Source organism: Nocardia spongicola (genome assembly GCF_047200775.1).
In the GTDB taxonomy this organism is placed as follows: Bacteria; Actinomycetota; Actinomycetes; order Mycobacteriales; family Mycobacteriaceae; genus Nocardia.
Genome location: NZ_JBJZOO010000001.1, coordinates 1,090,748 through 1,117,162 on the forward strand (window position 1 = coordinate 1,090,748; position 26,415 = coordinate 1,117,162).

At 63.9% G+C, this 26,415-nt stretch carries 12 protein-coding genes and 1 pseudogene; 10 read left to right on the top strand and 3 right to left on the bottom strand.

Annotated features, from left to right (window positions below; all coding sequences use genetic code 11):
• Positions 1 to 150: 150 nt before the first annotated feature.
• Both ACL02S_RS04765 and galE read left to right on the top strand, forming a co-directional pair.
• Positions 151 to 837 carry an iron-dependent transcriptional repressor DtxR gene (locus ACL02S_RS04765; protein ID WP_412801014.1) on the top strand — a complete coding sequence of 229 codons (687 nt, stop codon included), beginning with the start codon at positions 151 to 153 and terminating at the stop codon, positions 835 to 837.
• 3 nt (positions 838 to 840) lie between these two features.
• The gene (galE, locus tag ACL02S_RS04770; RefSeq protein WP_412801015.1) at positions 841 to 1,821 is read left to right on the top strand and encodes a UDP-glucose 4-epimerase GalE; all 981 of its coding nucleotides are present in this window, start codon (positions 841 to 843) and stop codon (positions 1,819 to 1,821) included.
• Positions 1,822 to 1,921: 100 nt separating this feature from the next.
• Here the strand turns inward: galE and ACL02S_RS04775 are convergent, their stop codons facing one another.
• Positions 1,922 to 2,992: a DUF4192 domain-containing protein gene (locus ACL02S_RS04775; RefSeq protein WP_412801016.1), complete on the bottom strand. Its 1,071-nt coding sequence runs from the start codon at positions 2,990 to 2,992 to the stop codon at positions 1,922 to 1,924.
• 508 nt (positions 2,993 to 3,500) lie between these two features.
• On the bottom strand, positions 3,501 to 4,205 hold the full coding sequence (locus ACL02S_RS04780) for a sensor domain-containing protein (RefSeq protein ID WP_412801017.1): 705 nt from the start codon (positions 4,203 to 4,205) through the stop codon (positions 3,501 to 3,503).
• A 271-nt stretch (positions 4,206 to 4,476) separates the two neighbouring features.
• Here ACL02S_RS04780 and ACL02S_RS04785 point away from each other — a divergent pair, with 271 nt between their 5' ends.
• The 4 genes and pseudogenes from ACL02S_RS04785 to ACL02S_RS04800 all read left to right on the top strand — a co-directional run.
• Positions 4,477 to 5,466: a proteasome assembly chaperone family protein gene (locus ACL02S_RS04785; RefSeq protein WP_412801018.1), complete on the top strand. Its 990-nt coding sequence runs from the start codon at positions 4,477 to 4,479 to the stop codon at positions 5,464 to 5,466.
• Between the two features lie 70 nt (positions 5,467 to 5,536).
• Positions 5,537 to 8,035: a DEAD/DEAH box helicase gene (locus ACL02S_RS04790; RefSeq protein WP_412801019.1), complete on the top strand. Its 2,499-nt coding sequence runs from the start codon at positions 5,537 to 5,539 to the stop codon at positions 8,033 to 8,035.
• Positions 8,036 to 8,194: 159 nt separating this feature from the next.
• The gene (locus ACL02S_RS04795; RefSeq protein WP_412801020.1) at positions 8,195 to 9,304 is read left to right on the top strand and encodes a type III PLP-dependent enzyme; all 1,110 of its coding nucleotides are present in this window, start codon (positions 8,195 to 8,197) and stop codon (positions 9,302 to 9,304) included.
• Positions 9,305 to 9,312: 8 nt separating this feature from the next.
• Positions 9,313 to 9,534: pseudogene (locus ACL02S_RS04800) on the top strand (S-adenosylmethionine decarboxylase family protein); the annotation flags it as partial.
• A 73-nt stretch (positions 9,535 to 9,607) separates the two neighbouring features.
• On the opposite strand, the gene ACL02S_RS04805 reads toward ACL02S_RS04800, so the two are convergent.
• Positions 9,608 to 9,814 carry a hypothetical protein gene (locus tag ACL02S_RS04805; RefSeq protein ID WP_412801113.1) on the bottom strand — a complete coding sequence of 69 codons (207 nt, stop codon included), beginning with the start codon at positions 9,812 to 9,814 and terminating at the stop codon, positions 9,608 to 9,610.
• A 385-nt stretch (positions 9,815 to 10,199) separates the two neighbouring features.
• Between ACL02S_RS04805 and ACL02S_RS04810 the strand changes: the two genes are divergently transcribed.
• The 4 genes from ACL02S_RS04810 (at position 10,200) to ACL02S_RS04825 (ending at position 26,027) form a co-directional block, all read left to right on the top strand.
• A complete protein-coding gene (locus ACL02S_RS04810) occupies positions 10,200 to 10,376 on the top strand; it encodes a hypothetical protein (RefSeq protein ID WP_412801021.1) in 177 nt (58 codons plus the stop codon).
• A gap of 636 nt (positions 10,377 to 11,012) precedes the next feature.
• The gene (locus ACL02S_RS04815) at positions 11,013 to 17,462 is read left to right on the top strand and encodes a type I polyketide synthase (RefSeq protein WP_412801022.1); all 6,450 of its coding nucleotides are present in this window, start codon (positions 11,013 to 11,015) and stop codon (positions 17,460 to 17,462) included.
• Entirely contained in the window at positions 17,459 to 18,865 is a 1,407-nt protein-coding gene (locus tag ACL02S_RS04820) for an aminotransferase class I/II-fold pyridoxal phosphate-dependent enzyme (RefSeq protein WP_412801023.1), read from the top strand. Before ACL02S_RS04815 ends, ACL02S_RS04820 begins: the two co-directional genes overlap by 4 nt.
• A gap of 742 nt (positions 18,866 to 19,607) precedes the next feature.
• A complete protein-coding gene (locus ACL02S_RS04825) occupies positions 19,608 to 26,027 on the top strand; it encodes a type I polyketide synthase (protein ID WP_412801024.1) in 6,420 nt (2,139 codons plus the stop codon).
• The last annotated feature ends 388 nt before the right edge of the window (positions 26,028 to 26,415 follow it).

Below are 26,415 nucleotides of genomic sequence, written 5' to 3' on the forward strand. Positions count from 1 at the left end.
GCAGTACAAATACAAAACGAGGGCGATCACGGCCGCTTGCCGGGTATCGAGTGCAAGCGGAGCGGACGCGCACAGTACGGAGCGACACGATCCGGCACACGGAAGTGCCGTCGTTCGTAGGTAGAATCCGTGCCGACGAAGGGGTAACAGGTGAAGGATCTGGTCGATACCACGGAGATGTATCTCCGTACCATCTACGATCTCGAGGAGGAGGGCGTGGTGCCCCTGCGCGCCCGTATCGCCGAGCGCCTCGAACAGAGTGGCCCGACGGTGAGCCAGACTGTAGCGCGGATGGAACGCGACGGTCTGCTGCTGGTCGCCGGAGACCGTCATCTCGAGCTGACCGAGAAAGGGCGCAGCATGGCGATCGCGGTGATGCGCAAGCATCGGCTGGCCGAGCGATTGCTCGTCGATGTCATCGGGCTCGACTGGCAGAACGTCCATGCGGAGGCTTGCCGCTGGGAGCACGTGATGAGTGAGGACGTCGAGCGCCGTCTGGTCGAAGTGCTCAACCATCCGACCACCTCCCCCTACGGCAACCCCATCCCCGGCCTGGACGAACTCGGTGTCGTGCCGAAGACCACTTCCGAGGAGAATCTGGTGCGGCTGTCGGATCTGCCGCACGGCCGAGTGCACGCCGTCGTCGTGCGCAGACTCGCCGAACATATCCAGGCAGACCCGGAGGTCATCGGCCGGTTACGGGAAGCAGGTGTGGTGCCCGACGCACGCGTCACGGTCGAGACCAAGCCCAACGCGGTCGTCATCACCGTACCCGGCCACAGCGGTTTCGAACTTCCGGATGAAATGGCGCACGCCGTGCGGGTAAGGCTGGTCTGACCCGTGAAACTTCTGGTCACGGGTGGCGCCGGATACGTAGGGGGGGTCTGCGCCCAGGTTCTGTGTGAGGCCGGGCACGAGGTGATCGTGGTCGACGATCTGTCCACCGGCAACGCGGAGGGCGTTCCCTCCGGCGCCCGGTTCGTCGAAGGCGATATAGCGGTGACCGTCCCCGCACTGCTGAACGCCGAATCCATCGACGGTGTCTTGCATTTCGCGGCTCAGTCACTGGTCGGTGAATCGATGCAGCGACCGGAGAAATACTGGCACGGCAATGTGGTGAAGACCTTCGAACTGCTGGAGGCGATGCGACGCACAGGCACACCGCGCCTGGTCTTCTCCTCCACAGCGGCCGTCTACGGGGAACCCGAACAGGTACCGATCACCGAGGACGCCCCGGCCGCGCCGACCAATCCCTACGGTGCGTCGAAGCTGGCCATCGACCACGCCATCACCTCCTACGCGAGCGCATACGGCTTGGCAGCGACCAGCCTGCGGTATTTCAATGTCGCGGGCGCGTATGGCGCTCTCGGTGAGAACCGGCTGGTGGAAACGCATCTCATCCCGCTGGTGCTGCAGGTCGCGGCGGGGCACCGCGAGGCGATCTCGGTCTTCGGCACCGACTGGCCCACACCGGACGGCACAGCGATCCGGGACTACATCCACATCCGCGACCTGGCCCAAGCCCATCTGCTGGCACTCACCACCTCGGAAGCAGGTACCCACCGTATCTACAACCTCGGTAGCGGCGCCGGATTCTCCGTGCGCGAAGTGATCTCGGCCTGCGAACGCGTCACCGGACTGCCGATCGCAGTGCGGGATGCCTCACGCCGCCCCGGTGATCCCGCGGTACTGATCGCCTCCAGCGAGCGCGCCGTCAACGAGCTCGGCTGGCGTCCGCAGCACAACGATCTCGATGAGATCGTCGCCGACGCCTGGATATTCCTTCAGTCGCTAGGCTCCCGCGCGCACAGCGCGAAATAAGCGGCTGCGCGGATCGGCGGAACCACCGGCACAACGATCGGAGCCCGGCGACCGCCACCACATGCCGTCGGCTCGGTACGGCGTGCCCGCACCCACCTTCCTATAGTGCGGGCATACCGAGGTCGACACCGAGACCTGCGGCGATGCGGTAGCCACTGCGGGCGAGTCGGCGCATCTGATCCGGACGCATGCCTAGACGCAGCGCGGTATCGAGCAGTACCGCCATCGGATGCTCCGGATCCGCGTCCAGAGCGGCATCCAGCGCGATCCCCGCGAGCGGACCGTCACCGCGAACATAGGCGCTGAAGCCGAGCAAGGTGGCGGCCTCGGCGCGATCCCGGCCGGAGAGCGCGCGGGTAAGTATGCCCCACAATGTCTCGGCAGCGACGGCATGATCACCGACGGCTAGGGCGAACATGATGTCCCGAACAGTTCGATCACGAAGGGCAACCGCCAGTTTCGCGATTTCTGCTGCCATCAGCACAGCACCGGACTCGATATTGGCGATCTGCCACAGCACATCCTCCAGCGCCTGCCTGCTGTATCTGTTCGGATCGCCGCGACGCGCGGCGGGCGCGTACCGCTCACGGGCCAGGGCGAGCTCGTTCTCCAGGTATACCGCCACCTCGGTATGTGCCTGCGGATCGACAGCAACCAATTCGACGAGCTCGGAGCGAAAACCTCGAATCGGCCTGCCGTCCAGCACATGCGATACCGCCACCAACGAAGCGGCCGGATCCCGGAGCATGCCATGACGGTCCGGACCGGCCAGCGCCCACCACCGCTGCCCGGCCTCGATCGCGCGCACCGCCCATACCCCGCCCAGTGAGATGCCGTACGCGGCCAACTGCCGACCGAGCGTATCGGCCGATACGTCGCCACGATGCCCATCGGCCGGATGCCGTGCGGCGCAGTGCCGCCGATCCGAATCGGTTTCCGGTACACGATCATCGACGACAACCGCCAGCACCTCCGTAGCTCCATCCTGTGCGCAGATCCGCGCCACGGTGGTGGCAGGCGTATCGTGCGCGTCCAGATCGAACCGCACTACCGCCTCGACCACTGCCGGGCCTGCGACTTCGTGCCGCAAGACGAAGACGACCAACGACCGCTCCGGGGTGAACCCGAGCATCGCGGGAACAGCGGCGATCAGATCCCCTGGATCATCCACGCGCACAGTTCGCCCCGGCGTATCCCGGGTGAAAGGCGCCGGATTGTCACCGCACTGGACTTTTCGAGTCCGGCTCGCGTATGCGTGTCCATTCGTCCTCATACGAGGTATGGCGCCCATCGCGCATGAGACCCCCCGTACACCCGCATCAGCGGGAGCGCGCGGGGGTGTAGTACTGCCGGAAGCGGCGCTGTCGGGAACTGGGCAGCCTGATACGGGGCGCGCCGCCACACGTCGGCTGGGTGAACGGGGGCACGGCGCGTTGTCGTGGACAGTGCGCTCGGCATCGACTGGTTCGGGGACGGGAAAGGGCGTCGCGGAAATGGTCATGCCGCCAGCCTGCCCGTCCTCGTCCCCGGCCCTCGGGCACCGGCCTGGTGATTCGGCCGACCTGGGGAATGTACTTCAGCCCTGTGTACCGCTCCCCCACAGGACGACCACACAACCGAACACTGTCGGTGGCACCTGCTAGGGTGCTGGCCCGGGGCGTCGGCCAGGTGCGTTCCTGTTACTCCTCCCGCACTTTCCGCACGGCCGTGACGAACAACGCCTCCAATGCCGCCGAATCCGGTTCTCCCTCGGCGAACGACATGTACGTCACCGAAACCCGCACATCCCCGATTTGACCTATGCGCGTCCACATGGATCTGGTCAGCCCGGCACCGACCGACCCGGACCGTACGGTCCTGCGAAACGCCAGGACGTCATCAGCAGCGACCCGCGGTGGCGAATCCAGCTCGGTCGTCACGGTGGTCGCCGCGCCCGCACGGCTGACGCGCACCGATCCACACTCGGTCAGTCTGGCGCGCAATGCGGCCAACGGCTCATCGGTACGCAGCAATTCGACGGTCAGCGTGGCACGCGTAACCTCGTCCGAACCGACCGCCATCGCCACACTGTCCGGCTGGAAACCCTGTTCCGCGGGTGCACACCGGCTCGGCCGCACCCGCGCGCCACGACCCATACCGTCCAGATCCGCTGCCGCCCCGGAGACCGCGGGCTGCGGCAGCACCACCGCCACATACGGCGCGGGGAACTGCGCCGGATCCGGGAGCAAAGCAGGTAGCTCTGCGCTCACATGCCTGGTCACGGCAGTAGGCGGCACTGTGACCGGGTGCCCGGACACTGTCGGCCCACATCCGGCGAGCAACACCGCGCACACGCACAACACGACGCGGCCGAATTGTCTGCGTGTGGAATCCGCCACGGTCACTCACCCACTGTGTCAAAATCCAGACCCCCGGCGGCGATGCCACGCCGCTGGATCGGGAATGCGCAGGCCGGTGCCGCTGTTGGGGCGGATAGAGGCCGGTGCCCGGCCATGTGCAATGACTGTCACCGGTATAGGGGACAATAGATGGTGGTCCCGTCCCGGATGGCTGCTCGACGCTCGCCACCGCCGGTGGCGAGAATCGGGCATGCGGTGGCGCTTGCGCATGGGGTGCGTGTCCGGGCCGCAGGAACCGCGCAGGAAGGAGTACGCGATGGACTACGAGTCGCGAATGTACGAACTGGAGTTCCCCGCTCCGCAATTGTCGTCTGCCGACGGCTCCGGCCCGGTCCTGGTACACGGACTGGAAGGCTTCACCGACGCAGGCCACGCGGTACGGCTGGCCACCACGCACCTGCGCGAGAGCCTCGAAAGCGAATTGGTCGCCTCGTTCGATGTGGACGAGCTACTGGACTACCGGTCACGTCGCCCGCTCATGACGTTCAAGTCCGACCATTTCTCGGATTACGCCGAGCCGGAACTCAACCTCTGGGCAGTGCGCGATACCGCGGGCGTCCCGTTCCTGTTGCTCGCGGGTCTGGAGCCGGACCTGCGGTGGGAGAAATTCACCACCGCGGTGCGCCTGCTCTCCGAACAGCTCGGCGTACGCCGCAGCATCGGCCTGAGCGCGATCCCCATGGCGATCCCACATACCCGCCCGCTCGGAGTCACCGCGCATTCCTCCGATCGTGACCTGATCCCGGAGAATCAGCGCTGGCCGGGTGAGCTCCAGGTGCCGGCAAGTGTATCGGCTCTGCTCGAGTTCCGGATGGCTCAGCACGGGCACGAATCGGTCGGCTTCTCGGTGCACGTCCCGCATTACTTGGCGCAGACCGCCTACCCCGAGGCTGCGCAGACACTGCTGGAGCAGGTCGCGGACAACGCAGGCCTGTCGATTCCGCTGGCCGCGCTCGGTGAGGCCGCCGCCAGGGTACGGGAGCAGGTCAATGAGCATATCGCGGGCAATGCTGAAGTGGAGACCGTCGTACAGGCCCTGGAACGACAGTACGACAGCTTCGTCACCGCACAAGAGCAGCAGTCGAGTCTGTTGGTCGGTGACGGCGCACTGCCGAGCGGTGATGAACTGGGTGCCGAATTCGAGCGATTCCTCGCCGAACAGGGCGGCTACAACGGCGGTGACAACAACAGCCGTGGCAATAACAGCGGTGACCACAACAGTGAAGGCAAAGACGAACAAGACTGACATAGGGGCGATCCGGCGATCCGATCGCCCCTACGCGGACACCCAGTCGTGAGGCCGTAGGGTGGTCGGAGTGGATTTGACCGAACTGCTCGACATCCCGGGGACCGACGCCGATGCTCTCTACGAGTCGTTCGGGATGTGGGCTGCCGAGCAGGGCACCCCACTGTATCCGGCGCAAGATGAAGCGTTGCTGGAGTTGGCCTCCGGGGCCAACGTCATCCTCGCCACGCCGACCGGTTCCGGGAAGTCGCTGGTCGCACTCGGCGCGCATCTGTTCGCCTGTACCCAAGGCCTGCGCACCTACTACACCGCTCCGATCAAGGCGCTGGTGAGTGAGAAGTTCTTCGCGCTCTGCGAAGTGTTCGGCGCCGACCGCGTCGGTATGGTCACCGGCGACGCCGCGGTGAATCCGGAGGCGCCGATCATCTGCGCTACCGCGGAAATCCTGGCCAATCTGGCGTTGCGCGAGGGCGCGGACGCCGATGTCGGCCAAGTCGTGATGGACGAATTCCACTTCTATGCCGAACCCGACCGTGGCTGGGCTTGGCAGGTTCCGCTGGTGGAATTGCCGCGCGCCCAATTCCTGCTCATGTCGGCGACACTCGGCGAGGTCGATTTCTTCGCTCGCGATCTGCAGCGCCGCACCGGCCGCTCCACCGCGATCGTCGCAGGCACCGAACGTCCGGTGCCATTGAGCTTCTCCTACGCCCGCACTCCCATCACCGAGACCATCGAAGAACTGGTCACCACCAACCAGGCCCCGGTATACGTGGTGCACTTCACCCAGGCCGCCGCACTCGAACGAGCACAGGCACTGACCAGTGTCAATTTCGCCACCCGCGCCGAAAAGGACGCGATCGCCGAGGCGCTGGGTGAATTCCGGTTCGCCGCGGGCTTCGGCAAGACCTTGTCGCGATTGATCCGGCACGGTATCGGGGTGCATCACGCGGGCATGCTGCCCAAGTACCGGCGCCTGGTGGAGCGATTGGCCCAAGAGGGCCTGCTCAAGGTGGTGTGCGGCACCGACACCCTCGGCGTCGGTATCAACGTGCCCATCCGCACAGTTCTGCTGACCGGGCTGACCAAGTTCGACGGTGTACGCACCAGGAGATTGAAAGCCCGCGAGTTCCACCAGATCGCCGGCCGCGCGGGCCGAGCAGGCTACGACACCATGGGCACCGTCGTCGTCCAAGCACCCGACCACGAGGTGGAGAACACCCGACTGCTTGCCAAAGCGGGTGACGACCCCAAGAAACAGCGCAAGGTGCAGCGGCGCAAGCCCCCGGAAGGTTTCGTCTCCTGGAGTGAAGAGACCTTCGACCGCCTGGTCGCGGCGCAACCGGAGCCGATGGTGTCACGCTTCACCGTTACCAACGCCATGTTGCTGAATGTGATCGCCAGGCCGGGCGACTGTTTCACCGCCATGCGCCATCTGCTCGAAGACAATCACGAGCCCCGTCCCGCCCAACGCAGGCATATCCTGCGCGCTATCCGGCTCTATCGGGCATTGCGCGATGCAGGGGTGGTGCAGCAGTTGTCGGAACCGGATGAGCTGGGTCGCCGGGCCCGCCTGACCGTCGACCTGCAACGCGATTTCGCCCTCGACCAACCACTGTCACCGTTCGCCCTGGCAGCACTGGAACTTCTGGACAAAGACTCAGCGAGTTATCCCCTCGATGTGGTGTCGCTTATCGAATCCACTTTGGAGGATCCGCGTCAGCTGCTGATGGCCCAGCAGCACAAGGCACGCGGCGAAGCGATCGCCGAGATGAAAGCCGATGGCATCGACTACGACGAGCGGATGGAACTGCTCGAAGAGGTGACCTGGCCCAAGCCGCTGGCTGAACTGATAGAACCGGCTTACGAGACCTACCGAGCCGGGCACCCGTGGGTGTCGGAGTTCGCGCCTGCGCCGAAGTCGGTGGTACGCGACATGATCGAACGCGCTATGACCTTCGCGGAGCTGATCTCCTATTACGAACTGGCCCGCTCCGAAGGCGTGGTACTGCGCTATCTGGCGGATGCTTATCGCGCGCTGCGGCGTACGGTGCCCGAGTCCGCACGTACCGAGGAGCTCGACGACATCATCGAGTGGCTCGGCGAACTCGTCCGGCAGGTGGATTCGAGCCTGCTGGACGAATGGGAGCAATTGACCAATCCAGGTGCGGAGATAGATGCCGGGCAAGTCGCTTTCGGCGCGGAGTCGGTGCGCCCGATCACCGCGAACGAGCGCGCCTTCCGCGTCATGGTCCGCAACGCTATGTTCCGCCGCGTCGAGCTGGCCGCGCTGCGGCACTGGGATGCGCTGGCCGAGCTGAGTCCTGGCCCGGACTGGGCCGAAGCGCTCGCGGACTATTTCACGGAGTACGAACGGATCGGGATCGGGCCCGACGCCAGAGGCCCGCAGTTGTTCCAAGTGGAACGAAGGCCAGGATTCTGGCAGGTGCGGCAGGTGCTCGACGATCCGGCGGGCGACCATGGTTGGTCGATCGACGCGGTGGTCGATCTCACCGAATCCGATGCCGCCGGTGAGGTCGTCTTCGACGATGTCACCGTGTCCGCCGGCTGAGCGGCACCACCTTCCGATTTGTCATCCTCGCAGTTCAACAACCTGTTCTGAGATCAAGACAGCTTCGGCGACCGTGCGGCGAACCGATACTCGACGGATTCGATACCGGATAGGGGCCGCTGATACTCTCTCTCCCGCTGCCCGAGCGAAAGGTCAGCTGTGCCCGAATCACCGTACCTAGTCATCCAGTCAGAACGTGTGCGCGAGAACTTCCACACGCTCGATGCCGCGCTGGCCGCGCATGTCGATACCACGACGACGATTCGCTTCGCCGTCAAAGCGAGTCCGGTTCCGGAACTGCTGAGCCTGCTCGACGAGGAGGGCGCGGAATTCGACGTCGCCAGCATCGGTGAAATCGATCTCTGTCTACGGCTCGGGATAGCACCACACCGTCTGTGCTACGGAAATCCGGTCAAAAAGACCGCCCATATCGCTCGGGCTTATGCCGTGGGGGTGCGCCGCTTCGCCTTCGATACCGAGGACGATCTCCTGCGCATCGCCGAGCACGCGCCCGGCTCCGAAGTGGAGTGCCGCTTCCTCGCTTCGGCTCCACAGTCGTGCACTCCATTCGGCACGAAGTTCGGTTGCACTCCTGGCGAGGCGGTTCGGTTACTGATCAGAGCCAGGAATCTCGGTCTCGTTGTGGCAGGACCCTACTTCCACGTCGGCTCGCAGCAACTCGATCCCGACGCCTGGCGAATCGGTATCCAACAGGCCGGCCAGATCACCGAAGCGTTGGCACGGAAAGATATTTCGGCCTGCACGATAAATATCGGCGGCGGACTGCCTATTCCTTATGCAGATCCGGCACCTGAACTCGGTGAGATCGCCGCGGTGATCGGGCACGCCGCAGCGGAATTCCTTCCCCCGGATACCGGGTTGATCGTCGAACCCGGCCGTGCCCTGGTCGGTTCGGCGGGCACCATTCACGCCGAGGTCGTCGGGGTGCGCACCGCGCCGGACGGACGACGCTGGGTGTATCTCGATATCGGCCGCTACAACGGAATGGCCGAGACCGAATACATCGCCTACCGTTTTGTCACCGACCGCGACGGCGATCCCGCCGACGAGGCGGTGGTAGCCGGTCCGACCTGCGATGGTGACGATGTACTGTATCAGCGCACGCGAGTCCTCCTACCGACCACGTTGCGAGCCGGTGATCGCATCCGAATCTTCGATACCGGCGCCTATACTGCGAGTTATTCGTCGGTGTCCTTCAATGGTTTTCCGCCCTTGACCGTTTATGTCTCGGACGCTGAGCGAGAATGAGTGTGCCCATGACAGCGGAATCCACCGGTTGGCATGGGCTGGCCGAGTTCGGTGGTATCGACACAGACCTCTGCGATGATCTCGAACAACTCGAATCGGTGTTGCGTGAATCTCTGATCGCGGCGGGCGTCACCATCTGCGATATCGTGCACAAGAAGTTCGAACCGCAGGGGGTGACCACCCTCGCGCTGTTATCGGAGTCCCACGCCTCGATGCACACCTATCCGGAGTCCGGCGATATCTTCGTCGATGTCTTCACCTGCGGCAGTATCGTCGACAGCGGTCGAGCATCTCCGAGATGCTTTATCTCCCGGCGATGTCCGCATACACGTTATCCGCAGGGGGAACGGTGGACAGCGAATCGAGGAGCCGGCGGGCGCGGGCCTGACCCGTATCCGGGATCTGCGCGAGGTGATCGTCGATACCCACACCCCCTTCCAGCACATGGTGATCGCGCGCACCGCGCAGGGCATCAGCCTGTTCTTCGATAACGATCACCGCAGGCGCCACACACGTCGACCACGTCGATATCGATCAGCTCGAGGTCGAACTGTGCGCCGAGCACCTCCCCCACGGCTACACCAACGCCGAGCCGGCCGACGCGGTCGCGGGTAACGGACCGATCAGGATGCACTACTGCGACAGCTGAGATTTCCTGACCACCGCCGAGCAGACAGACACCCGCTACGACATCATCGTGATCGATCTACCGGACGAACGCGCCGAGGAAGCCCCAGCACAACCGGCTCTACGAAACGGAGTTCCTCTCCCGATGCCGTGCACCGCTCACACCAAGCGGCGTGCTGAGCGCCCGAGCCGGGGACGCGCGACCATGTAACGCAACGAAACCCTGAAGCAGTCCTGGCAGCGTTTCCGTGAACAGCTCGGCACCATCATGCACTACGACAACAACGAACACGAATGGTCGTTCCTGTCCGGACTGATCGAAACAATCGACAACCCGGTCGAGGGAATGACCGACCACCTGGCCCTGCTGCCATACAAGCCCGAGACAATCGACGCACGGGCACTGGTACACGATGCGATCGAACCGCACACGCTACGCGCGTAACGCGGCAGAAAAACAACTCCTCCGGTACACTGGTCCTGAATTCACCACATCTAATATAAATCCGTGATGCGAACCTCGATACTCGACAGCCACTCATAGGAAATCCGGCTCCCGGTCGGAAACTCGCCGAGACGACCCCGAACGCCGCCGGTCCCGAACTCTATGCCGCACTGCTTTCCATATGTAGCATATTTCGATCGGAATCCACTGGCGCAACCGCACACGATCCACCGGGACAGACTCGAACGCAATAATTCTATGCAATCCTCCTAGTCATAGATACCTGGATTCCGGATACCCTGGCACCAAATCCTGGTACCAGCGTCTCACCACGGAGGGATTCCGACCCACAGACAAGAGGCCATCCATCGAGGCTGGTCGGAAGTAGTCTCATACTAAAAATATCAGCATAAAACAATATGTATGATTCCAGTAATGGCATAAATACAGCGACATACTCCGCATCAGCTATTCCGATATCGCACAATGCGCACAGCTGGTGGTAGATTTATATTCGGAGCCGGGAAGTGACGAGACCTTCCTGGCGCGTAATTCTGCAATGCAAAATGTCTGGAATATCCGCCACCACAGCCGGGATGCATGGCGACGGAAGATACATCGGCCAGGAGTTTTATTGTGTCTGATATTGCTATTGTCGGCATCGGCTGCCACTATGCCGGCGGCATCGAATCCCCGGAAACCTTCTGGGATTTCGTGGTCAACAAGCGTGACGGGGTGCGGGAGATCCCGCCGGAACGTTGGGATTGGCGGCGCTTCTACGATCCGAACAAACGCACACCCGCCCGGGCATACGTCAAGCGGGCAGCTTTCCTGAACAGCGATCCGTGGGCATTCGATCCAGACTTCTTCGGAATCTCGCCTCGGGAGGCGTCGTCCATGGATCCGCAGCAACGGCTGGTACTCCGGACAGCCTGGGAGGCGTTCGACGACGCCGGGATCGCAGGCCGGATCACGGGCTCCTCACTGGGGGTATACGTGGGCGCGTTCACCCTCGACCAGATGGGTGTCATGTTGAACCCATCGGCGCTGGCACATACCGACATGCATACGGCCTCGGGGGCGTCGTACACCATGATCTCCAACCGGCTGGCATATGTACTGAATCTGGTGGGACCAGCGTTGACGGTGGATACCGCGTGTTCGTCGTCGCTGGTGGCATTCCATCTGGCCTGCCAGGGTATCGATAACGGCGACTGCGAGATGGCCGTGGCCGGCGGGGTGACCGTGCTCGTAGAGCCGGAAATGTTCATTTCGATGTGCAAGGGAGGTTTCCTGGCCTCGGATGGGCGCAGTAAGGCGTTCGACGCCACCGCCGACGGGTACGGCCGCGGTGAGGGAGTGGGCATGGTGGTCTTGAAGAAACTCGCCGCCGCGCAACGGGACGGAGACCGGATCTACGCGGTGGTCAAGGCGACCGGGTCGAATCAAGACGGCCGCACTACCGCGATCACGGTGCCGAACGCCGATCTGCAGGAGCGACTCGCCCGAGAAGTCACCCAGCGGGCGGGGGTCTCCCCGGAAGAAATCACCTATGTCGAGGCGCACGGCACCGGCACCCCGGTAGGGGATCCGCTGGAACTGAAAGCCATCGGGCACGCCTACGGGGCGGTAGAGGGGCGCACCGAGCCACTGGGGGTGGGATCGGTGAAAACCCAGCTGGGGCATACCGAGGCCGCGGCAGGAATCGCCAGCGTGATCAAATCCGCGCTGGCGATCTCCCATCGCACCCTTCCCCCGCAGTATTGGTTCGACTCACCGAATCCGGACATCCCGTTCGACGAGTTGAATCTGCGGTTGCAGCTGGACGCCGAACCAGTGGGCCCGGAAGTCGATCGGGTCACCATCGCGGTCAACGGGTTCGGCTATGGCGGCACCAATGCCCACGCCATCCTGCAGGAATACCGGGTTCCTGAGCATCCCGGCGGAAATGGGCAAGTACGGCGACCCCGGCATTACGGGGTACTGCCACTCTCGGCACGCAGCGAACAGGCGGTGCGGGATCTGGCCCGCGGGTTCGTCGAACAACTCGCCACTGGCACGGATGCCGACTGGCTGGCCGAGGCAGCGTGGACCCGGCGCAACCACCACCCGTTCCGAGCCGGTATCCCGTTCGCCGATGATATCGAGCTAGTGCAGGGCTTGGCCGAGTTCGCCGAGGGTGCAGGGCGGGTGGGCCGGACGATCACCAGCAAGGTGCCCGAGCCGGTGTTCGTATGCACCGGGATGGGCCCGCAATGGTGGGCCATGGCCCGCGGACTGCTCGAAGCCGGTGGCACCTTCGCGGCCGAGGCTGCTCGGGTGGATAAAGAATTCCAGCAGATCTCCGGCTGGTCGATCATCGAGGAACTCCTGCGTCCGCAAGAACAGTCGCGGGCGACGACCACCGTAGTCGCCCAGGCAGCGAACTTCCTGATCCAGGTCGCGTTGTGCGCCGAGCTGGCCGAACTGGGCATCCGCCCGGCCACAGTGATCGGCCACAGTGTCGGTGAAGTCGCCGCCGCGTATGTCGCCGGCGCCCTGTCGCTACACGATGCATTGCTGGTGAGCTATCACCGGGCCCGCCTACAAGCTACCACCGCAGGCTCCGGTGGCATGCTCGCGCTCGGGCTGCCGGTGGAAACCGCCCGCGAACTCATCACCGATGACAACAGGGTGGATATCGCGGCGGTCAACAGCCCTTCGGCAGTGACCCTGGCAGGCGACCTCACCCGCCTCGATGAAATCGCCGAGCCCCTCATCGAAGACGGGGTGTTCGCCAAACGACTGCAGGTCGAGGTGCCCTACCACAGCTATCTGATGGACCCCATCCTCGACGAACTGCGCAACGTACTGGCCGAACTACAACCGACTACCCCGCGGATCCCGTTGTACTCCACCGTCACCGGCACCCACCTCACCGACACCGCACTCGACGCCGACTACTGGTGCGATAACGTCCGGCGAAGCGTGCGCTTCGCCGACGCCACCCGCGAACTCGTCCGCGCGGGCAGCCGCGTATTCGTCGAGATCGGCCCACACCCGGTACTCGGCGCCAATATCCGCGAGATCCTCCGCGCGGCAGGCGAGACCGGCACCACCATCGCGACCCTGCACCGCAAACAGGACGACGCTGACAGCATCCGCAAAACCCTCGCCGACCTGTATGCGGCCGGGGTATCGGATATCGAGACACTGTTCGCCGACCTGCCGACCCCGACCCCGCAGATCGATCTACCGACCTACCCCTGGCAGAACACCCACCTACGCACTGAACTGTCCTATGACCAGATCCGCCGCTACGGGACCCCCGACAGCTATGCCATGTTGGGTGACCAGCCCCCCGACAACACCACGAGCTGGCAGCTGCAATTGAACAGCGTCGCACTGCCGTGGCTGGCAGACCACGTGGTCGGCGGTACCCGGCTGTTACCGGGTACCGGCTATCTGGACGCTGCCCTGAGTACCGCGATGACACGCACCGGGTCACTGGGGGTAGGAGTAGAGGACGTGCGGTTCGTGACCCCGCTCGTAGTCAACGATGGCGAATTGCCGTCCATGCGACTGGACCTGGAGGAATCGACTCGCCGCTTCACCATCCTCTCCCGCAGCGCGACCGGCACGGTATGGACGACCAATGCCACCGGACGGCTGGTCGAAGGCACTTACGAACAGACCGAGGTCGAGGTCCCGCCCACCGATTCGATGACCGAGATCGACCCAGCCGGTTTCTACGCCATGCTGGCTGCGGGCGGGCTGGAGTACGGGCCTGCATTCCAGCGCATCACCTCGCTCCGCACTTCGGACACCGAGGTAGTGGCCACCCTGGACGGCACAGTCACTGATTCAGGTCGTTATGCCGCGCATCCCGCGGTCGTCGATGCCGCTCTGCAAGTCGTGGCCACACTGCTGGCAAGCACGATGGGGCATACCGACGGCGCACTGGTTCCTGTGGAAGTCGGTGAAGTGCGGCTGCTGGCGCCGCTGCCGCAGGAGATCACCGTGGTCGCGCGGCTGGCCACGGTCGACGAGCAACCGGGCTCCTCCAGCACGCCGGTCGCGAATGTCGACCTGCTTGATACCGAGCACAACACCTGCGTGCAGGTCGCCGGGTTGAAGTTCGGGGCCATCGCGCCACGACCAGCCCCGATGCAGCGCATGGTCGATTTCTTCTACCAAGAAGTCTGGCAGCTGCGCGATCCCATCGATCCCGCCACCCTGCCCTCGACCCAGGACCTGTTCACCTTGATCGTGGTACTGGACTCCGCGCCGAACCCGGCCGCACAACAGGTCCTGCGCGTCACAACACCGGATTCGGCGGGTGCCGATATGTTCGTGGTCGGCGATCCCGGCCGCGAGGACCTGGAAACCGCACTGGAGGAACGACTTCGCACGGCGCGCACCAGTGTGGGTACTGAGCGGCTACATCTGGTCGTGGTCGCAGGCACCGGCTACGACGAGCTGGACCAGCTGTGGACCTTGCGCCGCATTGCGATGGCCGCCGACGACTTCCTTCGCGCTTGGCAGACCGAACACGGAATCGAGCGGGAAGTCATCGGCGAACTCGCAGTCAGCAGCTACGGCGACGACAGCTACTACATCTCGCTGGTCGCCCAGAACGCGTTCACCCACCCGGAGGCCGACACCGCGCCGAACCCGAGCCACACCACACTGGCAGGCGCCCGACGAGTACTGCTCAACGAGCAGCCGTGGTCACGCTGGAGGTTGATCGATCTCGACAGCTATACCACCGACACCGACCTCGCTGCCGAGCTGACGATCCCCGGTGCGTTCACCTTCGATCATGCCGATGAGGTGTTCCTACACGACGGAGGCCGGTGGAGCATAGTGGTCAGCCGCACCCTGCAGGATCGCCTCGACACATTCGACAAGCCGAAACCACTGGCCGACCCGGACGCCAACTTCCAGTTGGAGCTGCCCAAGAACAGGAGTTTCGCTCAGCTGGGATGGCGGCAGTGCGACCGGCGTGAGCCCGGCCCCGGTGAAGTCGAGGTGCAGATGACCGCGATCGGCCTCACCTACAAGGATTCGATGAAGGTCATGGGCGTGCTCGGGGAACGCGAACTCACAGGCACCTTCTACGGTGTCGAACCGGGGATGGAAGGCGGAGGGGTGGTCGTCCGCGTCGGCCCCGGCGTCGCAGGGCTAGAGCCCGGCGACAAGGTCTGGGTGATCTACAGAGGCATGATCCACCGCTACAACACCCTCAGCGCGGAACAGGTGTTCCCGATCGAAGGCGATATAGACCCCGGTGTGGTCAGCAGTTCCACCGCGTTCCTGTCCGCGATGTACGCGCTGGACGGGGTGGCCCACCTACAGCCGGGTGAGACGGTGCTGGTGCACGGTGCGGCAGGCGGAGTGGGCGCAGCCGCGGTGCAAGTCGCCAAAAAGCACGGGGCATACGTGATCGGCACCGCGAGCACCGAAGAACGGCGTGCCTATGTGCTCGAGCAAGGCGCCGACCACGCGGTGAACTCCCGGTCGCTGAACTTCGTCGACGACGTGCGGGCGCTCACCGACGGCCGGGGAGCGGACGTGATACTCAGCACCGCGCCAGGCGAGATCCTGATCCATAACTTCGACGCGATCGCGGAGTTCGGGCGCATTCTCGAGCTCGGCAAAGCCGATACCTATTTCGGCGGAGTACTCGAGCTGCGCCGCTTCACCAAGAACCTAGCCTACTTCTCGATCGATCTCGACCGGATGCTGAAGCAACGGACCGCCCAGACCTTCCAGTACATCAGCGAGGCAAACAAGCAGTTCGGTAACGGCACCTACCAGCCGCTGCCTTACGAAATGTACGGCACTGCCGATGTCTCACGGGCGTTCGAGGAAGTCGCGCGCTCCTCTCGAATCGGCCGTGTGGTTCTGGATATGGCCGAGGAGACACCCCAGGTGCGTCCACAACTCCCCGACGTGGTCATCGATGCCGACGCGCAGTATCTGATCACCGGAGGGTTCGGTGGATTCGGCCTGGCGGTCGGCCGCTGGCTGGTCGCCAAGGGCGCGCGCCATCTGACCCTGCTCGGCCGCAAGGGCGCCACCACCGACGATGCGCGCAGCCAGCTCACCGCATGGGAGCGCCACGGCATCAGAGTGACTACCGAGCTGGCCGATGTGGCCGACCCTGAGGCGATCGCCGCAACGATCACCCGCGCACATACCCCCGAGCATCCGCTGAAAGGTGTCTTCCATACCGCGGGCGTGCTGAACGACAAACGCATCGGTGATATGGACCGCACCGACTTGGCTCTGGTGTTCCAGCCCAAACTCGCCGGGGCTCGCGCGCTATGGCAGGGTGTCGAGAAATCCGATGCGCAACTGGATCATTTCGTCCTGTTCTCTTCCGGTAGCGTCATCTTCGGCGCGATCGGCCAATACGCCTATACCGCGGCCAATCTCGCGGTGGAAGCCTATGCGGAGATGCTGGCCCGGCAGGGCGTGCCTGCGCTGGCAGTCGGCTGGGGACATATGGTCGGAGCGGGTATGCTGGCTGGCGACGAGAATTTCACGCGCTATCTGACCACTATCGGATTCGACCCCATGGATATGGAAGAGGGTCCACTGTATCTGGAACAGGCGCTGCGGCTCGGCGTCTCCAGGACCGAAATCTTCCCGATCAACTGGAGTCGGGTCGCGCTCAACTCCGGAGTACATATGGGCGAGACCGGCCGCACCCAGAGCTTGGTCGCGGCCGCGGCACAGCACGATTCGGCCGCGGCCCGGCTGCGGGCCGAGCTCATCATGCTCGACGAAGCCAAGCGCAAGGACGTGGTCGCGTACATGCTCGCCGAGCAGCTGGCGACGGTGATGGGGGTGTCGGCCGAAACGATCGACCTGACCGTGCCCGTCCCTGAACTGGGTCTGGACTCGCTCATGGCTGTCGAATTCGGCACTTTGGTCAGTCAGTCCATGGACGTCGACGTGACCTCGCTGAAACTCGGACGGTCGTTCAGCCTGGAACAGGCAGGCAGCACAGTAGCCGAGGTGCTCATCGGGGACGCCGGTTCGACAGCTCCGCCGGTCGCACCGCCCGCCACCCTCACAACCACGGAGGTTCCGGCATGACCGAGTCCGCACAAGATCTGGCCCGCAGGCTGCTGGCGAACAGCAGCTCCAGTGCAGATACAGGAGCCACACCGACTAAGAAAGCCCCGAAGACCGCGGTATCGAAACTCACGCAGCCGTCGGCGACCACACGCAAACGCCGGGGTCCCGGAAAACAATTCGCCGACCTTCCGGACGTCATCAGGAGCAACCAGAGGAAAGCGCTGGTCGCCGCAGCGCAGGAAAGCAGCGAGCTGCCCAACGTGTTGTTCCTGACTCGACCGGGGCCGAACAATACTGTGGTCAGGGTCTCGGACCCGAAACTCGCAGGTATCGACCTGGTGAACTTCTCTACCTATGACTACTTGGCCCTGAGTAATCATCCCCGGGTACTGGAGGGTGCCAGACAGGCAATCGATCAGTACAGTGCCTCGGCCGCGGCCAGCCGCGCCGTCGGCGGTCAATATCAGCTCCAGCTGGATCTGGAACAGCGGTTGGCCGGTATCTACGATGTCGGCGACGCGATGGTGACACCGAGCGGCTACCTGACCAATACCGGCGTCATCGGATACTTGCTCGGGCCCAACGATGTCGCGATCTGCGATGAGCTCATCCATGCCAGCGTAATCTCCGGTGTGCAGTTGTCCGGGGCCCGGCGGCTCACCTTCCGGCACAACGACCCGGACTCGCTGCGCGCGGTCCTGCGGACCTCACGCAATACCTTCGATCGGGCATTGCTGGTGCTGGAAGGGCACTACAGCATGGACGGCACCATCGGCCGAGTCGCCGAGGCGGCAGCCGTCGCCCGCGAGTACGACTGCGCGGTCATGGTCGACGAAGCGCATTCGATCGGCGTCTTCGGCGCGCACGGCCGCGGTATCCGCGAGCATTACGGGATGCCCGGCGACGCGGTGGATATCTGGATGGGCACCCTGTCGAAGGGATTGGCCAGCTGCGGTGGCTACATCGCAGGCGATACCGAGCTGATCGGGGCGATCAAGTTCAGCGCGCCTGCCTTCACCTTCACCGGCGGCCCTGCCCCGGCCACCCTCGGCGCCGCGCAGGCGGCACTCGACGTCATAGAAGACGAGCCGCAACGACTGACCCGGCTATGGGCCAATGCCGCGCAATTCCACAGTCTGCTGCACGAGCGTGGCCTGAATCTCGGGATCTCCGAGGGCACCCCGATCTGCCCGGTCATCGTGCCTGGCGAGCTCCGCGCCGCCTTCGTCTCCTCCACACTGCTACGCCAGGGCGTCTATGTCACCTTCATCATCGCGCCGACCGTCCCCACAGGTCAGGAGCGGCTGCGCTTCTTCGTAACCGCAGAACACACACCGGAGCAGCTGGTTTCGACCGCCGATCTGCTCGCTGAGGCAATACCGCAGGCGAAACAGATCCCTGATATCGCTTTCAGCACCTGACGAGCGTTACCCGAGGAGCGCGCCGGATCATCCGACCCGGCGCGCTCCTCGGCGATTCGCCGCATACACCGATAGCGCGGATCGCCTCATCGCCGACCTTATCGGAGGGCAGGCCGAACGCGCCTGATTCGGCCGCTCGGCACGGATACGGGGCCGGATATTCGTAGCGGAGGGCCTGACCGGAGCCGGCGCGCTGAACATCCCCCGCTGCGACAGCACCACATTCAGCAACTGAGCACGATTCGATACCCCTTCATGGCTGCCACAGCAGAGCCCTGCCTCACCTGACACGCAGCACCCCGGAAATCCTATCGGACAGAATCTCGTACCGTTCATATAAATATAAGGATGACAACATGTGAGAAACACGGAAAGAATTCGTAAACAGACGGTACATTTTAACTATTCCCATACTCACCAGTACCTACACTAAACGGTAGGTTCTTACTCGGCGGCGGACGCTGGGTGAGCCTTCTCGACGCACGCTACTGAAATCACGCACACCAGAATACCTACAGCTCATGGCACATTTTAACTATTTCCATACCTCCAGGACTCGAAGTCAATGGTAGGTTCTTACGCAACGACGAAGAGTGAGTAAACCTCCTCGGCATACACCGCTGAAATAACTCGCGGAGCACAGTTCGAATCACCTCGGTCCAAAAATTAAGCCACCGTAACCCGGGCATATGGGTACACCCGGGTACATGGGCACAGAATATCTTTCAGCACAGGAGTAAATATGCCTGATATCGCCATCATCGGCATCGGCTGCCGTTATGCCGGCAATATCGAATCCCCGGAGACATTCTGGGATCTCGTAGTAAATAAGCGTGATGGGGTGCGAGAGATCCCGCCCGAACGCTGGGATTGGCGACGCTTCTACGACCCCGACAAACGCACACCCGCACGGGCCTACACCAAACGCGCGGCATTCCTGAACAGTGATCCGTGGGAGTTCGACCCGGACTTCTTCGGTATCTCACAGCGTGAGGCGGCTGCGATGGATCCCTCGCAGCGACAGGTACTCGAAGTGGCGTGGGAGGCGTTCGACGACGCCGGTATCGCGGGCAGGCTCGCTGGCTCCTCGCTCGGTGTGTACGTCGGCGCATTCACCCTGGATCAGTTGGCTGTTCTGGCCACCCCTCAGGCACTGCCGTTCATCGATATGCACTCGGCCAGCAGCGCGTCGTACACGATGCTGTCCAACCGGCTGGCATATGCGCTGAATCTGGTCGGACCTGCCCTCACTGTCGATACCGCATGTTCCTCATCGCTGGTCGCGCTGCATCTGGCCTGCCAGGGCATCGACAACGGCGACTGCGAGATGGCCGTGGCCGGTGGTGTGAGTGTGTTGGCGCGGCCGGAACCGTTCATCTCCATGTGTAAGGGTGGCTTCCTCGCCGCCGACGGTCGCAGCAAATCGTTCGACGCCGCCGCCGATGGCTATGGCCGTGGTGAGGGCGTTGGGATGGTGGTGTTGAAGAAGCTGGCGGCCGCCGAACGTGACGGGGACCGGATCTATGCGGTGATCAAGGCGACCGGGTCCAATCAGGACGGGCGCACCACCGCGATCACCGTGCCGAACGCCGACATGCAGAAAGAACTGGCCGAAGAGGTCACTCAGCGCGCGGGGATCGCGCCGCACGAGGTGACCTATGTCGAGGCCCACGGTACCGGGACCCCGGTCGGCGATCCATTGGAACTCAGGGCCATCGGCCACGTCTACGGTGCGGTCGAGGGGCGCACCACACCACTGGGTGTCGGCTCGGTAAAAGCGCAACTGGGACATACCGAAGCCGCGTCAGGGATCGCGAGTGTGATCAAATCCGCGTTGGCGGTGTCCAAACGGACGATCGCCCCCCAAGGCTGGCTGGACACCCCGAACCCGGATATCCCGTTCGATGAGTGGAACATCCGGCTGCAACTGGAGGCCGAGGAAGCCGGACCCGAGATCGACCGGGTTACCATCGCGGTCAACGGGTTCGGGTACGGCGGCACCAATGCGCACGCCATCCTGCAGGAATACCGCGCGCCCGAGCGCAACGGCCGAGACGGTGCAACCCGGGAACCGAAACACTATGGGGTACTTCCGCTCTCGGCACGCAATGAACAGGCCGTACGGGAGCTGGCACGCGGTTTCGTCAAACGGGTCGCCGAGGGCGCCGAACCGGGCCGGTTGGCCGAGGCGGCCTGGACCCGCCGCAACCATCATCCGTTCCGGATCGGTATCACCTTCGGCGACGATGCCGAATTGATCAGCGGCTTGGCAGAATTCGCCGAGGGCGCCGGGCTGGTGAAGCGGACGGTGACAAGTAAGGTTCCCGAACCGGTATTCGTGTTCACCGGGATGGGCCCGCAGTGGTGGGCGATGGCCCGCGGGCTGTTGGAGGCCGGTGGCACCTTCGCCGCCGAAGCCACTCGGGTAGATGGGGAGTTCCAGAAGATTGCCGGCTGGTCGATCATCGAAGAGCTACTGCGCCCTGAGGAGCAATCGCGGGCGACCAGTACGGTGGTCGCACAGGCGGGCAATTTCCTGGTGCAGGTGGCGTTGTGTGCGGCACTGGAGGAGTTCGGTATCCGGCCCGCCGCGATGGTCGGCCACAGTGTCGGCGAGGTGGCCGCGGCGTATGTATCCGGAGTACTGTCGCTGCACGACGCGCTGCTGGTCGGCTATCACCGCGCCCGGTTACAGGCCACCACCGCCGGATCCGGTGGCATGCTCGCGATCGGGCTGCCCTTGGCCGAGGCGCAAGACCTCACCGCCGGCGACAGCCGGGTGGATATCGCCGCGATCAACAGCCCATCGGCAGTAACCCTGTCCGGGGAGGTGACCCGCCTCGACGAGATCGCCGAATCACTCACCGAAGACGGCGTCTTCGCCAAACGTCTGCAAGTGGAAGTGCCCTACCACAGCCATTTGATGGATCCGATCCTCGACGAGTTCCGCACCGTACTCGCAGATCTACAGCCAACGACACCGCGGATTCCGTTGTATTCCACCGTCACAGGTACCCGCGTCACCGAGGCCGACTTGGACGCCGACTACTGGTGCGCCAACGTACGCCGAAGTGTACGGTTCGCCGATACGGTCACCGAACTCGTCGCCACGGGCAGCCGGGTGTTCCTCGAGGTCGGCCCGCATCCGGTGTTGGGCGCCAACATCCGCGAGATTCTGCGCGCGGCCAACGAGACCGGTACCACTGTCACCACGCTCAACCGCAAACAAGACGACGCCGACAGCATCCGCAAGATCATCGCAGGCCTGTACGCTGCCGGGGCACTGGACATCCAGACGTTGTTCACGGATCTACCGTCCCCGACCCCGCATATCGATCTGCCGGTCTACCCGTGGCAGAACATCCACCTCCGCAACGAGTATCCGATCGACTTGACCCATCGGTTCGGCACCCCGGACACCTATGACCTGCTCGGCGATCCGGACCCGGACGACAGCTCTAGCTGGCAGCTACAGCTGAGCACTCAGGCGCTGCCGTGGCTGGCCGATCACGTGATCGGTGGCACCAGGGTGCTGCCGGGTACCGGCTATCTGGATGTGGCCCTGAGCGCCGCGCTGCTGCGCACCGGGTCCGCGCAGGCCGGGGTAGAGGACGTGCGCTTGGTGGCCCCGCTGGTCATCGACAACGGTGAGACGCCGATCATGCGATTCGATCTGGAGGAAACGACCCGCCGCTTCACCATCCGCTCCCGCACCGTGGGTGGCTCGGTCTGGACGGTCAACGCCACCGGCAGGCTCGTCGAAGGTACCTTCGACGAGACCGAGGTCGAAGTTCCGCGCACCGACACAATGGCCACGGTCGACACGACCGATTTCTACGCCACCCTGGACGCGCACGGGCTGAATTACGGACCGCAGTTCCAGCGCGCCACCTCGATCCGGGTCTCGGACACGACAGTGGTGAGCACCCTGGACGGCACCATCGCAGGCGAAGGCCGGTACGCGGCACATCCAGCGATCGTCGATGCCGCAGTGCAAACCACATCCATGCTGCTCGTGGGCACGCGCAGTAAGGAAGAGGGCGCCCTTGTCCCGGTGGAAGTCCACGGGGTGCGCCTACTGGCGCCGTTGCCCGATGAGGTCATCGTGGTGGCGCGGCTTTCTTCGTCCAGCACATCGTCCAGCGATCCGATCACCGATATCGACCTGCTCGATGCCGATCACAATCTCTGTCTGCGCATCGTCGGGTTGAAGTTCGGGTCCATCTCACCGCGCCCGGCCCCGATGCAGCGCATGATCGATTTCTTCTACGAAGAGGCCTGGGAGACGCGCGATCCCATCGAACGAGAAACGCTGCGGACAACAGAGGATTTGTATACCATGGTCGTGGTACTGGACACCGCGACGAATCCGGTCGCCGAGCAGGTCATGCGCATCACCACACCAGGCTCGGCGGGCGCCGAACTCTTCGTTATCGGCGATCCTGGTCGCGAGGATCTGGAATCCGAAATGCACCAGCGGCTTCGAGCCGCCTACACCCACGAAGGCGCCGACCGATTGCACGTGGTACTGGTCGCGGGCACCGGCTACGACGATGTGGACAATCTCTGGGCACTGCGCCGGATCGCGGTAACCATCGAGGAATTCCTCGACGCCTGGGATAAAGAACATGAGATCCAGCGGGAACTCCTCGGCGACGACGACTATTACACCTCGCTGATCACCGAGAACGCCTTCGTCCCGCCAGGAGCGGGCACCATCCCGAACGCGAGTCATGCCGCGCTGGTCGGCGCTCAGCGCGCGCTGCTCACCGAGCAGACATGGTTGCGTTGGCGGCTGATCGACCTCGACGGTGCGGTCACCGACACCGACCTCGCCGCCGAGCTGACGATTCCCGGTGCCTTCTCTCATGACCATGCCGACGAGGTGTTTCTGCACGGCGGAGCACGGTGGGTCCCGGTAGTTCAACGGACTCTGCAGGATCACCTCGACCGGCTCGACGAGTCGAGGCCATTGACCGATCCGGAAGCCAACTTCCGGTTGGAACTGTCCCGGACCAAGACCTTCTCCCGGATCGGCTGGCGAGAATGCGACCGGCACGACCCCGGCCCCGGCGAAGTCGAGGTGCGGATGGCCGCGGCAGGCCTCGAATACAAAGACGCGATGAAAGCTATCGGGGTACTCGGTGAGCGCGAACTCGCCCCCACCTTCTACGGCCTCGAACCTGGCACAGAGGCAGCGGGCTTCGTCGTCCGCGTCGGCCCAGGCGTCACCGAATTCGAGGTCGGTGACAAGGTAACGACATTCCGCAAGGGCATGATCCGCCGATACAACACGCTCAGTACGGACCGGGTATTACGCGTCGGAGACGATAACGAGATCGGTTGGGTCGGCAGTTTCGTCTCATTCCTCGCGGCAGAGCATGCACTGCTGGAACTGGCCAGGCTACAGCCAGGGGAAACGGTGCTGGTGCACGGCGCGGCAGGTGGAGTGGGCTCGGCGGCGGTACGGATCGCGAAACTGCACGGCGCCCGCGTGATCGGCACCGCGAGCACCGAGGAGCGCCGAGCCTACGTGCTCGAACAAGGCGCCGACCATGCCGTGAACTCGCGGTCACTGAATTTCGTCGACGAAGTGCTGGCATTCAGCGACGGCCGGGGAGCGGATGTGGTGATCAGCACCGCACCCGGAGAAATCCTGGTTCAGAACTTCAACGCGGTCGCCGAATTCGGGCGCATTGTCGAGCTCGGTAAAGCCGAGATCTATTTCGGTGGCGCGTTGGAGATGCGGCACTTCGACAAGAACGTGGCGTATTTCTCGGTCGACCTCGATCGGACGATGAAGCTGCGGCCGAGGAAGATCATCGACGGCATCGGCAGGGTATGCAGCCGGTTCAGTGACGGCACCTACCGCCCCTTGCCCTTCGAAATGTACGGTACTGCCGATGTCACACGCGCTTTCGAAGAGGTAGCGCGCTCCACCCGGTTCAACCGTGTTGTCTTGCAGTTGTTGGAAGAGACACCGCCGCTGGTGCGCCCCCAGCTGCCAGAGGTGGTCATCGATTCCGCTGCGCGATACCTGATCACCGGCGGATTCGGCGGATTCGGCCTTGCCCTCGGCCGCTGGCTGGTCGACAAAGGCGCCCGCCACCTGACCCTGCTCGGACGCAGCGGCGCCACCACCGCCGAAGCCCGCAAACAACTCACCGTATGGGAGCATCAAGGCATCGAAGTGGTCACCGAACTGGCCGATGTGACCGATCCGGAGGCGATCGCCGCGGTGATCGCGCGCGCACACACCGCCGAGCACCCATTGAAAGGCGTCATTCACGCCGCGGGCGTACTGGACGATAAACGGATCGGCGTGATGGACCGCGCCAGCCTGGCCAAGGTCTTCCGGCCCAAGCTCTCCGGTGCGCGCGCACTGTGGAACGGCGTAGTCGCGGCAGGCGCCCGACTGGACCATTTCGTCCTGTTTTCCTCCGGTAGCTCCATCTTCGCCGGTATCGGCCAATACTCCTACACCGCGGCCAATATCGCGATCAACGCCTACGCCGACGCACTGGCCAGGCAGGGCGCCCCCGCACTTGCGGTCGGCTGGGGCCATATGTCCGGCGCGGGCATGCTGGCGAACGACGAGAATTTCACTCGCTATCTGATCAACACCGGATTCGAACCCCTCGACATCGAAGAAGGGCCGCGGTATCTGGAAGAAGCACTGCGGCTCGGCACTACCCGGGTCAACGTCTTCCCGATCAACTGGCCACGGGTAGCGGCCGCAGGCGGGCCACAGGTAGCCGCGACGGGCCGACTGGAAGCCATGATCGCGGCTGCGGCACAGCACGATTCGGCCGCCGCCCGCCTGCGGTCCGAACTCACCGGCCTCGACGAGAACATGCGCAAGGACGTGGTCGCACACATACTCGCCGAGAACCTTGCGACAGTGATGGGCGTGACCGCCGAATCGATCGACTTGGCGGTACCTGTCCCGGAACTGGGGCTCGACTCCCTTATGGCGGTCGAATTCGGCTCGTTGGCAACCCAAACCCTGGATGTCGACCTGATGTCGCTGCAGCTCGGGCGGTCTTTCAGCTTGGAACAGGCCGGCGCGGCGGCAGCAGAGGCGATCATTCAGGGCACCGGTCCGGCAGGTCGGCAGGTCGCACCAGCCGACACTCCGACGACATCGGAGGTAACGGCGTGACCGAGCCCATCGAAATGCGGCACGCACAGATCCCGGACAGCGCTTTCAACATCTGAAAAGCACAGGCGACTGTATACGCCGGACCGAGCGATCGCTCGGTCCGGCCATCCCTGCCGAATATGGATTCCTGCCCGCTGCGCATTCCGGTACCCGGCCGGTTCGCACACATGGTGATCGCGCGCACCGCGCAGGGCATCAGCCTGTTCTTCGATAACGATCACCGCAGGCGCCACACACGTCGACCACGTCGATATCGATCAGCTCGAGGTCGAACTGTGCGCCGAGCACCTCCCCCACGGCTACACCAACGCCGAGCCGGCCGACGCGGTCGCGGGTAACGGACCGATCAGGATGCACTACTGCGACAGCTGAGATTTCCTGACCACCG